Genomic DNA, 13887 nt, shown 5'->3' with positions numbered 1-13887 from the left:
AAAACGTAATGTTTAGTAAGGGAGGTTTTTTTATGCTGTATTTGTGTATGGGTGTATTAGGTGCAATTATCGGTAGTTTTATGAATGTTGTCAGTGTGAGAGGAACTAAAGGGGAAGACTTTGTACATGGAAGATCGTATTGTCCTCATTGCTGTCATTTGTTATGTGCTTTTGACTTGTTCCCCATCCTATCTTTTCTATTTTTAAGAGGAAAGTGCAGATATTGTAAGCAACCAATCCAAATACGATACTTCTTAGTAGAAATTATTTTTTTCGTTTTGTTTTTTCTAGTAGCTTACTTAAAGTCTCCCGTAGAGATAGTTGGATACCTTTTTTGCACAATATGTATGCTAATTGCACTGATGGATATGGATTCATTTGAAGTAGATTTGCGCGTGTTATTCATTTTAGCAATCATTGGTTTTTATACCAGAGTGAATGCTGTCGAAGAAGCCATTTTATCTATGATGATGGGACTCTTATTGTACAGTACGGTTTATGGTGTTGGAAAATGGATTTGGAAAGAGGAAGTCTTTGGAATCGGAGATGTATACTATTTAACAGCTTTAGGTCCTTTCTTCTCACTAGGTCAAATTCTCTTTATCGGACTCTTTTCCTTTGTAATTGGTGGGGGAGTGGTGATTAGTTGGATGCTTCTAGTTAATAGAAATGACTTGTATATAGAAATTCCGTTTGCTCCTTTTATTAGTATTAGCGCTCTATTGACTTTTTTATTTCCAATTCAATGGATTTAATTTTTAGTTTTATTTTAATGAAAAGAGATAATCTATGAGAGAACTATAAATATGTCACATTGTTTCTGATTCATATACAAATGTTTACAATATATGGAAAAATTTTGGCGTCATACTAGATGATTGTGTATTATAGTCGCTATATTGGAAGAGAATAGAGGGAATGTATGAAGCAGTTTGTAGATAAATTAAAAAGTTTAAGTTTAATCAATCGAATAATTATCGGGATAGGGATTGGAATTCTATTTGGAATTACTTTACCGCAATTTAAGGTGTTTGGGATGCTTGGGATGGTGTTTGTGAATGCCTTAAAAGCAATCGCACCTTTACTAGTATTTTTTATCGTAATGAGTGCACTTGCTCAGCATAAAGAAGGCCATGAAACGAATATGAAATCCATCGTGATGTCGTATTTATTTGGAACTTTCGCGGATGCTCTAATCGGAGTCATCGCAAGTTTTGCCTTTCCGATTTCAATGACACTTGCTGAGAGTGCTACAGATATTGCTGCATCACAAGGAAACGCAGCAGTGTTACAATCACTCATTTTAAAAATTGTTGATAATCCAGTCAATGCAATTATTTCAGGAAACTACATTGGTATTCTTTCTTGGACAGTATTATTCGGGATGGAGTTTAGAAAAGCAGATGAATCTGTGAAAAACATTTTAAGCCAAGTAGCGGATGCGACAAGTCATGTCGTTAAAATTGTGATTAGTTTTGCACCGATTGGCATTATGGGACTCGTATTTACGACAGTATCTGAAAATGGAGTAGGAGTAATTGTAAACTATGGTGGATTAATTCTTGTTCTTATAGGAAGTATGTTCTTCATTGCTTTGGTTGTAAACCCAGCGATTGTGTACTTTATGATTCGTGAAAAATCATTTCCGCTAGTATTCCGTTGTTTGAAAGAAAGTGGAGTAACAGCATTCTTTGTACGTAGTTCTGCAGCGAATATTCCAGTGAATATGGAACTGTGTAAAGACTTAGGGTTAGACGAAGATAGCTACTCCGTATCGATTCCACATCGATTCCACTTGGAGCAACCATAAATATGGCTGGAGCGGCAATTACAATTACTGTCTTGACGTTAGGTGCGGTGAACACGTTAGCCATTCAAGTTGATTTCTTAACGACATTAATCCTAAGTGTTCTTTCTACAATTGTAGCTTATGGCGCTTCAGGTGTTGCTGGAGATTCACTTTTATTAATCCCTGTTGCATGTAGTTTATTTGGAATTTCTAATGATATTGCCATGCAAGTTGTAGGTGTCGGTTTTATTATTGGCGTTCTACAAGATTCTTGTGAAACTGCATTGAATTCTTCTACAGATGTATTATTTACAGCTGCAGCAGAATTTAGACAATGGAAAAAAGAAGGACGCAACATTCAACTGAATCCTCAGTTAGCAGAATTAGAGTAGTATATTGAAAAACCTCTATTCATTGTTGAATAGAGGTTTTTATTAAGCATTTTTTTCACGTCTTCTTTGAGCAGCAGTTTCAATAATTCGATCTGCAAGATGTTGATTTCTAACGAGAATTGGTCCGTGAAAATAAGAACAAAATACGTTTTTGTAGAGACAACCTTCCGCATGGTCCTCTTCGTTATTTCCATAACCTTTTACTACTTTTCCAAGAGGTTTCATATTTTTACCTAAGTAAGTTCTACCAATATGATTTTCGTATCCTAAATACGTTTCTCCAAATTCTTCGTTAAAGATTTCAACATCACCAATTAAACGATTTGGAAATTGACCGTTAGTGCAAACATCGATAGCACTAATCCCATTAAGACGTTCTCCGCTTGCATTCACATAGTAGCGACCAAGTAATTGGAATCCACCACAAATCGCGACGACAATACCATTATCTTCGATGTATTGGATGAGGGCCTCTTTTTTATTTTGAAGGTCTTTAGCAACAACGGTTTGTTCGTAGTCTTGACCGCCACCAAACATCACAATATCAAAGTCTTCAGCATTAAAAACTTCTTCTAAACTAATTAAAGTAGTTTCCACTTCGTAGCCTAATTTTTTCGCACGGTGTTGCAACATGAGTAAGTTTCCATTATCACCGTAAGTGTTCATTAGGTTTCCATATAAATGACAGATTCTTAATTTCATCCGTTCATCCCTTCCTTAAGGTATCCTTCTTTAGCAAAGTCTTTACGTAAGTTAAGTAACGCAGTATATGTCGCTAGTACATTAACTTTTTTTGTTGGAGCTTTGCGAATCCAATCGATTAATTCAGCATTTGTTTTAAAGACTTTCATTTTTTCAAAACCTGCAACTTCCATACGAACGCCAAGGTCTTCAACACGGATACCACTAATGGCTGTGTCGACAGCATTCAAAGCTTGTAACCCTTCGAAATCTCCATCCCAAATCCAGCTAACATCTTGACCATCAGCAGGGTTATCATTTAAGAGAACACCTAAACTGAACGGTTCTTTTTCATAACTTAACAGCTGAACAATTTGGTTGAATCCAACAGGGTTTTTAATTAAGTTCAACATTACTTCTTTATCTTCAACGGCAAAAGTTTCTTGGCGACCGAATACGCGCTGAGCTTTAGAGAAGCCTTCTTGGATTTCTTCTGTAGTAAGGCCAAAGAATTTTGCAGCAGAGTAAGCTGCTAAGGCGTTATAAATATTATAAAGTCCAGCAATTGGGATAGAGAATGTAGTTCCATCAATATCAAATGAAGATCCTGTTAAAGATAATTCATTTAAAGCAGTGACCTCATAATTTAATTCAGGTCGTTTAAAATCACATTTTGGACAATAATATTTACCAAGGTTACTATAAGTAATGCTCTTATAGTGTAAGATGGATTGGCAGTGTGGGCAAAGGACACCATCAGTATTGTAGTGCGCCATCATTTCGCTATCTTCAGTATGATTAAATCCAAAATATAGACGTGGATTAGGTAATTCGTCACTATTAAATATAGGTGCATCTCCATTTGCAAGAATGGTTGCAGATGGAGCAAAAGCAGCGCCGTCTAACATAAATTGATATGTTGTATATATCTCACCAAAGCGATCCATTTGGTCGCGGAAAATATTCGTAAACACAAATAGTTTAGGTTCAATATAAGGAGTGATATGTTTAATCGTAGCTTCATCTACCTCTAGAACAGCAATGTTCTTTTCACCCTTTTTAGGAGAATGATTTAAAAAAGTAGATACAATCCCTTGAGTTAAATTTGCTCCAGTTGGGTTTGTTAAAATATTAGGATATTTTTGTTTTAAAAGTTGAACGATAAGGGAAGTTGTTAATGTCTTTCCGTTTGTTCCGCTTACGATAATCACATCGTAGTTCTCCGCTAGAGATTTTAAAATTGTAGGGTCAATAGCGTGAGCCACTTTTCCTGGCATGCTACTGCCACCTTTTGTAAAAGTTTTAAGAGCCCATCTAGTGAATTTTCCTGCTCCTAAAGCAACTTGTGTTCTTATATTCAATTTTGACGATCCTTTCCTATAGATTCTTCACTATTGTAGCATACTTTAATCAAAAGTGGTTTAAAAAAACTTTTTAAATACCATGCAAAATTACTAACCCTAATTTCCTTATAAGAAACGTTTTTTCTTTGCACAAACGTAGCAATTTATCGTAAGATATTAAAGGTATAGTTTATCAATTGGAGGAATAGAAAGTGGCACAATTATTTTTTAAATATGGTGCAATGAATAGTGGGAAATCAATCGAAATTTTAAAGGTTGCACATAATTATGAAGAACAAGACAAACCGGTTTTATTATTTACGAGTGCAATCGACGATCGTGACCAAGTAGGGTATGTATCCAGTCGTATCGGAGTAAGACGTGAAGCAATTCCGATTTTTGAAGATACACCCATTTACGAAATTGTCGAAGGGCAAGCGGTAAAACCTTATTGTATATTAATTGATGAATCTCAATTTCTATCAAAACACCACATTCTTGAACTCGCTAGAATTGTTGACCAATTAAATATTCCAGTAATGGCATTTGGCTTAAAGAATGATTTCCAAAACGAATTATTCGAAGGTTCTAAATACTTATTACTCTATGCTGATAAAATTGAAGAAATAAAAACGATTTGTTGGTATTGTCATAAAAAAGCAAGTATGAATATGCGTGTAGTGGATGGTGTTCCAGTGTATACGGGAGAACAAATCCAAATTGGAGGCAATGATGCTTATTATCCAGTTTGCCGTTATCACTATAACCATCCTGGTGAAGAACGCTTATAAGAGAAGAAAAAGGAGAAAAGTATGTTCGATCAATTAGATAGTTTTATTATTCGATACGATGAACTTTCAGAGCTTTTAAGTGATCCGGAAGTTATCGGTGATACAAAACGCTTCATGGAACTAACAAAAGAAGAAGCGAATTTACGCCCAAAAGTAGAAACATTCAAACGTTATCAACAAGTAGTTGAAGAAATTAGCGATACAGAGGAAATGCTTGGTGAAGGCCTAGATGCTGAAATGGCTGACATGGCAAAAGAAGAATTGAGCTCTCTTAAAAAAGAAAAAGTAGAATTAGAAGATAAAATCAAATTTTTACTATTACCAGAAGATCCAAACGATGGCAAAAACATCATCATGGAAATCCGTGGTGCAGCTGGGGGAGATGAAGCTGCGTTATTCGCTGGTGACTTACTAACGATGTATCAAAAATACGCAGAGTCACAAGGCTGGCGTGTAGAAGTGATGGATGCCAATGTAACAGGTATTGGTGGATATAAAGAAGTTATTTTAATGATTACAGGGGATAATGTATTCTCTAAATTAAAATATGAATCTGGTGCGCACCGTGTACAACGTGTTCCATCAACTGAATCTCAAGGACGTGTGCATACTTCAACAGCCACAGTCGTTGTAATGCCTGAAGCAGAGGAAGTAGAAATTGAATTAGAAGATAAAGATATTCGTGTGGATATTTACCATGCATCAGGTGCTGGCGGACAGCACGTTAATAAAACTGCATCTGCCGTACGTTTAACGCACTTACCAACAGGAATTGTTGTTGCAATGCAAGATGAACGTTCGCAACTGAAGAACCGTGAGAAAGCAATGAAAGTATTACGTGCGCGTGTATACGACAAGATTTCTCAAGAAGCCCAATCTGAATATGATGCAAACCGTAAGTCTGCAGTTGGTACTGGGGACCGTTCAGAACGTATTCGTACGTACAACTTCCCACAAAACCGTGTTACAGACCATCGTATTGGTTTAACACTTCAAAAGTTAGACCAAGTGTTAGCTGGAAAAATTGATGAAATTGTCGATGCTTTAATTCTTTATGATCACACAGAAAAATTGGAGCAATTAAATAATGGAAACAACTAATCCAACGAACCAAGAAGTCCTCATCAGGGCTTCTTGTTTTTTAGAAGAGAAACAACCGAATTTAGGAAACGAAGAATGCCGGAACCTAGTTAGAGAATTAATGCTATTCAAGAATCATTGGACATTATCGCAATTTTTATTAAATCTACGACAAGAGGCTAAAGTGACTTTTGAAGACTTAGAACCTGAGTTACTACGTCTTAGTGCGTTTGAACCCTTGCAGCAAATTACAGGAGTCGCTGAGTTTCTAGGGAAAGAATTTTTGGTAACAAAAGACACCTTAATTCCTCGTCCAGAAACAGAAGAGCTTGTTTTACAAGCACAGTCGTTTTTAGAACAGTGTCCGGTTGGGAAGGTACTAGAAATTGGAGTTGGAACGGGATGCATTATTTTGAGCCTAGAAAGACTTGTTGGGAGACACCATTATATGGGGTGCGATATTTCAGAGGAAGCGCTCGTTGTTGCTCAGAAAAACCGGGATAAGTTCAATCTTCAAACCGAATTAATATACAGCGATGTGTACAGCAATGTCCCACATGAGAAATTTGAGTGCATTATTAGTAACCCACCGTATATTGCTTTTTCTGAAGAAGAGTTAATGGATGAGTCTGTTCGACGCTATGAACCAAAACAAGCGTTATTTGCAGAGAACGAAGGGCTTGCGATTTACGAAAAGATTGCCCACCGCTTAGAAGAGTTTTTAACAGATAGTGGACAAGCCTTTTTTGAAATTGGATTTAACCAAGGAACAAACGTACAACGAATTTTTAGTGAAGCTTGTCCGAATAGAAAAGTAACAATCGATAAAGACATTGCAGGAATGGATCGAATGATTATTGTTAGTGGAAAGGAGACGCAGTAATGGAAACGCAAATTTTTACAAAAGAAAACTTAGATATTGCAGCACAGGCTTTACAACAAGGTGAAATTGTTGCTTTTCCTACAGAGACGGTATATGGATTAGGAGCTATCGCAACGAGTCAAGAAGCTGTTCTAAAAGTCTTTGAAGCAAAAGGGCGTCCAAGTGATAATCCGCTCATTATTCATATTAGTGATATTCATCAAATGACTTCTACTGTAGAAGAAGTTCCTGAAATTGCGCTAACCTTAGCAGAAGCTTTCTGGCCAGGACCGCTCACAATGATTCTGAAAGCAAAACCAGGAATTTACGCTCCAGCCTTATCTGCAGGACTTCCAACAGTGTCATTCCGTATGCCGAATCATCCAAACACATTAGAGTTAATCACGAAGGTAGGAATTCCTCTTGTAGGACCGAGTGCGAACCTTTCAACGAAGCCAAGTCCGACGAAAGTAGAGCATGTATTCGAAGATATGAATAGCCGTATTCGTGGGATTGTGGATGGAGGTTCATCCACTGTTGGAGTTGAGTCAACGGTGATTGACTTAACAAATGAAGAAGGGCCCGTGATTTTAAGACCAGGTGTCATTACAAAGGAACAAATTGAATCGGTTATTGGACCTATTCAATCTTCTGTCACGACAAAAACAGGGGAGAAGGAAGTTCCGAAATCTCCTGGAATGAAATATCGTCATTACGCACCAAAAACACCAGTGTTTGTTGTCAGCGGAACAAGTGAAGCTTTTGAAGAAGCTATTAATAAATACAAAGTACAAGGGAAAACAGTGGGTGTGATGGCTCAAAACGCTATTGTAAAGACAATTGAAAATAAAGTAGAAGGTACTTACAAGATGGGGACGAGCGTGGATGATATGAACCGTGCGTTGTTTGATGCGCTTCGTTCATTGGACCACATAAAATTAGATGTTATTTTAGCCGAATCTGCTCCAGAAACAGGAGTAGGAATCGCGTACATGAACCGTTTGAAAAAAGCGGCATCAACCATTCTATAGAAGGACTCATAGGTTTTCTACAAAAGCCGATAATGTGATAAAATAGAAAAGGTAAGAAAAGAAAGGGGTAGTTGAATGAGTCAATTTACAGAAGATAAAATCATCTTTGAGACGATTGAAAAAGAACTTCATCGTCAGCAACAGGGGATTGAATTGATTGCATCAGAAAACTTTGTGTCTGAAGGAGTTTTACGAGCGCAAGGTAGTATTCTAACGAATAAATATGCAGAAGGGTATCCAGGACGTCGTTACTATGGCGGATGTGAGTACGTGGATGTCATCGAACAACTAGCTATTGATCGTGTAAAAGAATTGTTTGGTGCAGAGTATGCCAATGTTCAACCACATTCAGGTTCTCAAGCAAATATGGCTGCGTATCGTGCTCTAGTGCAGAAAGGCGATAAAATTTTAGGAATGGACTTAAATCATGGTGGTCACTTGACTCACGGAATGGGAGTAAACTTCTCTGGACAAGATTATCACTTCGTTTCTTATGGTGTAAATCCTGAAACTGAAATAATCGATTATGATGAATTAGAACGTATCGCTAAAGAAGAAAAACCACAATTAATCGTGGCTGGAGCTTCAGCTTACCCACGTGAGATTGACTTCAAACGCATTAGTGAAATTGCTAAAGAAGTTGGAGCTTACTTTATGGTGGATATGGCTCATATCGCTGGGCTAGTTGCTAAAGGAGCTCATCAAAATCCAGTTCCATATGCTGATGTAGTAACATCAACAACACATAAAACATTACGTGGACCACGTGGCGGTTTAATTTTAGCAAAAGAAGAATTTGGTAAAAAATTAAACAGTGCAATCTTCCCTGGTATCCAAGGTGGACCTTTAGAACACGTGATTGCTGGCAAAGCAGTTGCGTTTCATGAAGCCCTTCAACCCGCGTTTGGAGAGTATATCGAGCAAGTCGTGAAGAATGCTAAAGCAATGGCACAAGTTTTTGAAGGAACAGTGATTCGTGCGATTTCAGGTGGTACAGATAACCATCTATTACTCCTTGATATTAAAGAATCTGGATTAAACGGGAAAGAGGCGCAAGAATTACTCGATACTGTTGGCATTACAGTGAATAAGAACGCTATTCCATTTGATACATTACCACCTGTTAAAACAAGTGGTATTCGTGTTGGAACAGCTGCTATTACAACGCGTGGCTTTGACGAAGCAGCGGCGAAGAAAGTAGCAGAGTTAGTCCTTACAACATTAACAAATCCTGAAAATGAAGAAGTATTAAACAACGTCCGTCAAGAAGCAAAACAGTTGACTGAAACTTTCAAATTATACGCGTAACGAAGTAAATGTAAAGGTTTGTTTCAGATTATGAAAATAATAATAAGTTTTCATACTGAGACTAGATATTTAACTGGTTTTTAGGTAAAATAATAGAAGTGACACTAATGTGTTGGAAGGAGAATGACAAATGGGTAAATTTCACGTACTGGATCATCCGTTAATTCAACATAAATTGACAATGATTCGTCAAAAAGATTGTGGAACAAAAGTATTCCGCGAAGTTGTTAACGAAATTTCAATGCTAATGGCTTATGAGGTTTCTAGAGATCTACCTCTTGAAGATGTAGAGATCGAAACTCCACTTGTTAAAACAACATTGAAAACATTAGCTGGTAAAAAAGTTGCTATCATTCCGATTTTGCGAGCAGGACTTGGAATGGTTGATGGAATTCTCGAGTTAATCCCAGCTGCCAAAATTGGTCATGTTGGTATGTATCGTGACCATGATACATTGCAACCTGTTGAGTATTTCGTGAAGTTACCTTCAGATATTTCTGAAAGACAATTGTTTGTCGTTGATCCTATGTTAGCAACTGGGGGATCTGCAGTCGCTGCGATTGACGCACTGTTGAAGCGTGGTGCACAACCAAGCTCGATTAAGTTTTGCTGTCTTGTAGCTGCTCCAGAAGGCGTAGAAGTTCTACGTAAAGCTCACCCAGATATCGACATCTACGCAGCAGCGTTAGATGAAAGATTAAATGAACATGGATACATTCTTCCAGGATTAGGAGACGCTGGAGATCGTTTATTCGGAACCAAATAATAAATTTATATAGTCAACGCTTTTGCGATAGACTATTGCCACCAAATCTGACAATAATCACCGTACTGAGCGTTAGCCTCAAAGTATAGGATTATTGTCGTTTTTTTATTTGGTGTAAAGGAGGGGAAATAAGAAACATGGAAGCAACACCAAAAGTGGTTGAGATTTTTGGATTGTCGTTTTCAGTTCCGATTTTGATTTCATGTGGGGTTAGTGTTTTACTAATCGCATTATTTACAATTTTTGCTTCAAGGAAGGTTTCGATGAAGCCTGGTAAGTTGCAAAATGCTTTAGAAGCCCTCATGGACTTCACGAAGGGTATTGTAAACAGTGCAGTTGATGAGAAAACAGCGCAAACATATTATTTATATATTTTCTCACTGTTTTCTTTTGTACTAGTCGCTAATATGGTTGGGCTAATTATCTTTATCCATTATGAAGATCACAGCTATTTTGCCAGTCCAACAGCTAGCCCGATAGTATGTTTAGCCTTAGCGCTAATGACAACATTAATCGCACATTATTCTGGTGTTCAGAAGATGGGACTCAAAGGATATATTCAACATTCTTACTTAAGTCCGATGTCGATAATGCTCCCAATCAAATTGATTGAAGAGTTTACGAACACAATTACGTTGGCATTCCGTCTCTACGGAAATATTTATGCCGGCGAAGTGTTATTGGGATTGATTGTGATGTTCTCATCCGCAGCAGGACTAATAACATATATTCTTGCAATTCCACTTGGAGTAGTATGGCAAGGATTTTCAGTGGTAATTGGAGCTATTCAAGCGTACGTATTCTGTACGTTGACAATGGTTTACATCTCACATAAAGTAATGAAACATTAATTTTAAGAAATGAGGAATTTATAATGACAGAATTAGCAGCAGCAATCGCAGTAGCAGGAGCAGCCTTAGCAGCAGCCTTTGGTAACCAAGCAGTTATCGTAAAAACAATCGAATCAATGACACGCCAACCAGAAATGAGCAATGAATTACGTTCAACAATGTTCATCGGGGTTGCCTTAATCGAAGCGATGCCAATCTTCGCCGTTTTAATCGCTCTTATCCTTGTATTCGTTAAATAATCCAACATCTGGAATTATTGTCGTAAAGGAGGGGTGAGAGATGTTTGAAGTAATGTTATTAGGTAATGTCAGTACAGTTTTAGGCGATACTTTAGTCGTATTAATTTCAATGACGTTGTTACTATTCTTGGTGAAATTCTTTGCTTGGGATAAAGTGAATGCCATGTTAGAAGCACGTCGTGAAAAAATTGCTAAAGATTTAGACGAAGCCGCTGAGAAAAGAAAATCAGCTGAAGAAATTCAGGCAAATGCCAATGAAATTATTCATAACGCAGAAGTTAAAGGTAGCGAAATCTTAGATAACGCTCGTGAAGCAGCTTCAAAAACGCAAGATGAAATGATTAAAGAAGGTAAAGATGTGGTCTCTCGCATGAAAGCAGATGGGCAACGTGAAGTGAATACAATGAAACAACGTGCCATCATGCAAGTGCAAGATGATATTGTAGACCTATCGGTTCAACTTGCTAGTCAAATTCTTGAAAAAGAAGTGACAAAAGAGAAACATCAAGAAGTAATCGAAGCCTTCATTAAGGGGTTGGAAAAATAATGGTTAAATATCACAAAGATATCGTTAAAGAAGCCAGCCATTTCTATGCAAAGGCAAAATTCGAAGGTCACTTAGAACAGGTGACGAATGAACTTCAAGCAATATTAGCAGGAATTCAAAATACTTCGACATTCAGGCAGATGATGCATCTAGAGCATGTCTCATATGATAAAAAGTTATCTGTATTAGAATCTGCATTTGGGCATTTATCAAAAGAAACACAAGAGTACTTAGCAACGTTCCCGTCTGAAGATGGTTCGATGAATATTGTAGAAGCACTCGAAGCGTTCTTAGATATATACAATGCCAATAAATTAGAGATTATTTCTGCGATTCCGCTAACGGACGAACAGATGGATCGTATTGCAACTGCATTCCAAAATAAAACACATAAAGAATATGATTCTTGGGTGAATACTGTTGAACCTTCAGTGATTGGTGGCGTTCAAATCAAGACAAAAGAGTATTTATTAGATGGAACGATTGCAAACAAACTAAAACAATTCAAAGAGAAAATTAGCCAAACAGGATTAAAGAGGTGAGATGGCATAAATGGAAATGAGTAATATTACAGCGAGAATTCGTGACCAAATCGCTTCTTTTGAAACAAAAGAACAAATTGAAGAAATCGGTGAGGTTTCCTTCATCGGGGACGGAATTGCTCGTGTCATCGGTCTTACAAATGTAATGGCTGGAGAATTAGTAGAATTTGAAAATGGTGCCTACGGGATGGCTCAAAACTTGGAAAAAAACGATGTTGGTGTCATTATCTTCGGAGGATATGAAAATATCCATGAAGGAGAACCTGTTAAACGTACAGGACGTATCCTTGATGTTCCAGTAGGGGATGCATTGATTGGACGTGTTGTGGATGCGTTAGGTCGTCCAATTGATGGACTTGGTGCCATCGAAACAACTAAAAAACGTCCAGTAGAAAATGAAGCACCTGGTGTAATGCAACGTCAAAGTGTTAAACAATCATTACCTACAGGATTAAAAGTAGTCGATGCCTTAGTACCAATTGGTAAAGGTCAACGTGAGTTAATCATTGGTGACCGTAAAACTGGTAAAACAAGTATTGCAGTGGATGCAATTTTAAACCAAAAAGGCAAAGATACGTTATGTATTTATGTAGCCATTGGACAAAAAGCTTCAACGGTTGCCGCATTGGTGCAGACCTTGCGCGAGCATGGGGCATTGCCCTATTCAATCATTGTGAGTGCCACGGCTGCAGACCCTGCCGCTATGCAATATTATGCACCTTTTGCGGGTGCAGCAATCGGTGAGTATTTCCGCGATCGTGGTTATAGTGCACTTGTCATCTACGATGATTTGTCGAAACAGGCCGTTGCTTATCGTGAAGTATCGTTGATTTTGCGTCGTCCTTCAGGCCGTGAGGCTTATCCTGGCGATGTGTTCTATCTGCACTCTCGTTTATTAGAGCGTGCTGCACGTATTAACAATCAGCAGGAAATTGCCGAGCAAATGAACGATCTTCCAGCCTGCATGAAAGGTCATGTGCGTGGAGGTGGTTCGCTAACAGCCTTGCCAATTATTGAAACGCAAGCAGGTGATGTGTCGGCATATATTCCTACCAACGTGATTTCTATTACTGATGGTCAGATTTATTTGGAGACAAATCTTTTTAACCAAGGATTCCGTCCGGCAATTAATGTAGGTATCTCTGTGTCCCGTGTGGGTGGTTCTGCACAAATCAAGAGTATGAAGAAAGTGGCAGGAACATTGAAACTGGATATGGCACAGTATCGTGAGTTGGAGGCTTTCTCTAAGTTCTCGAGTGATATGGATGCAGTCACGGCGATGACTTTGGATCGTGGTCGCAAGAATAATCAATTGCTTATTCAACCACAATACCATCCTATGCCTGTAGGAGAGCAAATCGCCATCCTTTATTGTGGCGTACATGGTTTAATGCATGATGTGCCTGTCGAAGCCGTTCGAGAGTGTCAAGATTTGTTCTTGGAAGCTATGCGCTCTTCACATGCCGATGTAATATCTTCCTTGGCAAATGGCGACTTGACCGATGATTCTGTCAAGGTCATTGAAGAGACGATGGCCAATATTGCAGGACAATATAAATAAACAAAGAAAGAAGAGAGTAGATGCCGTCTTTAAAAGAGATAAAAACGAGAATAGCTTCTGTTAATAGCACACGCAAGATAACGAGTGCTATGAAAATGGTTGCA

Annotated in this window: 14 protein-coding genes and 1 pseudogene; 13 read left to right on the top strand and 2 right to left on the bottom strand. The window is 37.9% G+C overall.

Annotation, left to right across the window (positions count from 1 at the left end; all coding sequences use genetic code 11):
- Nucleotides 1-8: 8 nt before the first annotated feature.
- Together Q0594_RS07740 and sstT are read left to right on the top strand one after the other, a co-directional pair.
- Nucleotides 9-755: a prepilin peptidase gene (locus tag Q0594_RS07740; protein WP_366518791.1), complete on the top strand. Its 747-nt coding sequence runs from the start codon at nucleotides 9-11 to the stop codon at nucleotides 753-755.
- Between the two features lie 167 nt (nucleotides 756-922).
- Nucleotides 923-2181, top strand: a pseudogene (sstT, locus tag Q0594_RS07735) (serine/threonine transporter SstT).
- Between the two features lie 42 nt (nucleotides 2182-2223).
- Here the strand turns inward: sstT and Q0594_RS07730 are convergent.
- Nucleotides 2224-2883 (bottom strand): adenosylcobyric acid synthase, encoded by a 660-nt coding sequence (locus Q0594_RS07730; protein ID WP_298730998.1) that lies wholly within the window; start codon nucleotides 2881-2883, stop codon nucleotides 2224-2226.
- Nucleotides 2880-4223 (bottom strand): Mur ligase family protein, encoded by a 1344-nt coding sequence (locus Q0594_RS07725; RefSeq protein ID WP_298730996.1) that lies wholly within the window; start codon nucleotides 4221-4223, stop codon nucleotides 2880-2882. The genes Q0594_RS07730 and Q0594_RS07725 overlap by 4 nt, the downstream gene beginning before the upstream one ends.
- Before the next feature lie 194 nt (nucleotides 4224-4417).
- Between Q0594_RS07725 and Q0594_RS07720 the strand changes: the two genes are divergently transcribed.
- The 11 genes from Q0594_RS07720 (at nucleotide 4418) to atpA (ending at nucleotide 13783) form a co-directional block, all read left to right on the top strand.
- The gene (locus Q0594_RS07720) at nucleotides 4418-4996 is read left to right on the top strand and encodes a thymidine kinase (RefSeq protein ID WP_298730994.1); all 579 of its coding nucleotides are present in this window, start codon (nucleotides 4418-4420) and stop codon (nucleotides 4994-4996) included.
- A 21-nt stretch (nucleotides 4997-5017) separates the two neighbouring features.
- A complete protein-coding gene (gene prfA, locus Q0594_RS07715; RefSeq protein ID WP_298730992.1) occupies nucleotides 5018-6097 on the top strand; it encodes a peptide chain release factor 1 in 1080 nt (359 codons plus the stop codon).
- Entirely contained in the window at nucleotides 6084-6959 is an 876-nt protein-coding gene (prmC, locus tag Q0594_RS07710; protein WP_298730990.1) for a peptide chain release factor N(5)-glutamine methyltransferase, read from the top strand. Before prfA ends, prmC begins: the two co-directional genes overlap by 14 nt.
- Complete coding sequence (locus tag Q0594_RS07705) at nucleotides 6959-7969, top strand: L-threonylcarbamoyladenylate synthase (RefSeq protein ID WP_298730988.1); 1011 nt, start codon at nucleotides 6959-6961, stop codon at nucleotides 7967-7969. The genes prmC and Q0594_RS07705 overlap by 1 nt, the downstream gene beginning before the upstream one ends.
- 75 nt (nucleotides 7970-8044) lie before the next feature.
- A complete protein-coding gene (glyA, locus tag Q0594_RS07700; protein WP_298730987.1) occupies nucleotides 8045-9277 on the top strand; it encodes a serine hydroxymethyltransferase in 1233 nt (410 codons plus the stop codon).
- Between the two features lie 130 nt (nucleotides 9278-9407).
- Nucleotides 9408-10043 (top strand): uracil phosphoribosyltransferase, encoded by a 636-nt coding sequence (gene upp, locus Q0594_RS07695; protein WP_048784310.1) that lies wholly within the window; start codon nucleotides 9408-9410, stop codon nucleotides 10041-10043.
- A 137-nt stretch (nucleotides 10044-10180) separates the two neighbouring features.
- Nucleotides 10181-10894, top strand: a complete 714-nt coding sequence (gene atpB, locus Q0594_RS07690; protein ID WP_048784308.1) for a F0F1 ATP synthase subunit A — start codon at nucleotides 10181-10183, stop codon at nucleotides 10892-10894.
- Nucleotides 10895-10917: 23 nt separating this feature from the next.
- Nucleotides 10918-11133, top strand: a complete 216-nt coding sequence (atpE, locus tag Q0594_RS07685; protein ID WP_048711085.1) for a F0F1 ATP synthase subunit C — start codon at nucleotides 10918-10920, stop codon at nucleotides 11131-11133.
- 40 nt (nucleotides 11134-11173) lie between these two features.
- A complete protein-coding gene (gene atpF / locus Q0594_RS07680; protein WP_298730979.1) occupies nucleotides 11174-11680 on the top strand; it encodes a F0F1 ATP synthase subunit B in 507 nt (168 codons plus the stop codon).
- Nucleotides 11680-12222: an ATP synthase F1 subunit delta gene (atpH, locus tag Q0594_RS07675; protein WP_298730978.1), complete on the top strand. Its 543-nt coding sequence runs from the start codon at nucleotides 11680-11682 to the stop codon at nucleotides 12220-12222. The genes atpF and atpH overlap by 1 nt, the downstream gene beginning before the upstream one ends.
- Nucleotides 12223-12232: 10 nt before the next feature.
- On the top strand, nucleotides 12233-13783 hold the full coding sequence (gene atpA / locus Q0594_RS07670; protein ID WP_298730977.1) for a F0F1 ATP synthase subunit alpha: 1551 nt from the start codon (nucleotides 12233-12235) through the stop codon (nucleotides 13781-13783).
- Nucleotides 13784-13887 lie beyond the last annotated feature (104 nt).

The organism is uncultured Granulicatella sp. (assembly GCF_938030755.1).
GTDB lineage: Bacteria > Bacillota > Bacilli > Lactobacillales > Aerococcaceae > Granulicatella.
This window is presented reverse-complemented; position numbering and strand designations above follow the sequence as displayed.

Coding starts and splice junctions, on each gene's coding strand:
- Q0594_RS07740 (WP_366518791.1), top strand. CDS start 9: ATGTTTAGTAAGGGAGGTTTTTTTATGCTGTATTTGTGTATGGGTGTA.
- Q0594_RS07730 (WP_298730998.1), bottom strand. CDS start 2,883: ATGAAATTAAGAATCTGTCATTTATATGGAAACCTAATGAACACTTAC.
- prfA (WP_298730992.1), top strand. CDS start 5,018: ATGTTCGATCAATTAGATAGTTTTATTATTCGATACGATGAACTTTCA.
- prmC (WP_298730990.1), top strand. CDS start 6,084: ATGGAAACAACTAATCCAACGAACCAAGAAGTCCTCATCAGGGCTTCT.
- Q0594_RS07705 (WP_298730988.1), top strand. CDS start 6,959: ATGGAAACGCAAATTTTTACAAAAGAAAACTTAGATATTGCAGCACAG.
- glyA (WP_298730987.1), top strand. CDS start 8,045: ATGAGTCAATTTACAGAAGATAAAATCATCTTTGAGACGATTGAAAAA.
- upp (WP_048784310.1), top strand. CDS start 9,408: ATGGGTAAATTTCACGTACTGGATCATCCGTTAATTCAACATAAATTG.
- atpB (WP_048784308.1), top strand. CDS start 10,181: ATGGAAGCAACACCAAAAGTGGTTGAGATTTTTGGATTGTCGTTTTCA.
- atpE (WP_048711085.1), top strand. CDS start 10,918: ATGACAGAATTAGCAGCAGCAATCGCAGTAGCAGGAGCAGCCTTAGCA.
- atpF (WP_298730979.1), top strand. CDS start 11,174: ATGTTTGAAGTAATGTTATTAGGTAATGTCAGTACAGTTTTAGGCGAT.
- atpH (WP_298730978.1), top strand. CDS start 11,680: ATGGTTAAATATCACAAAGATATCGTTAAAGAAGCCAGCCATTTCTAT.
- atpA (WP_298730977.1), top strand. CDS start 12,233: ATGGAAATGAGTAATATTACAGCGAGAATTCGTGACCAAATCGCTTCT.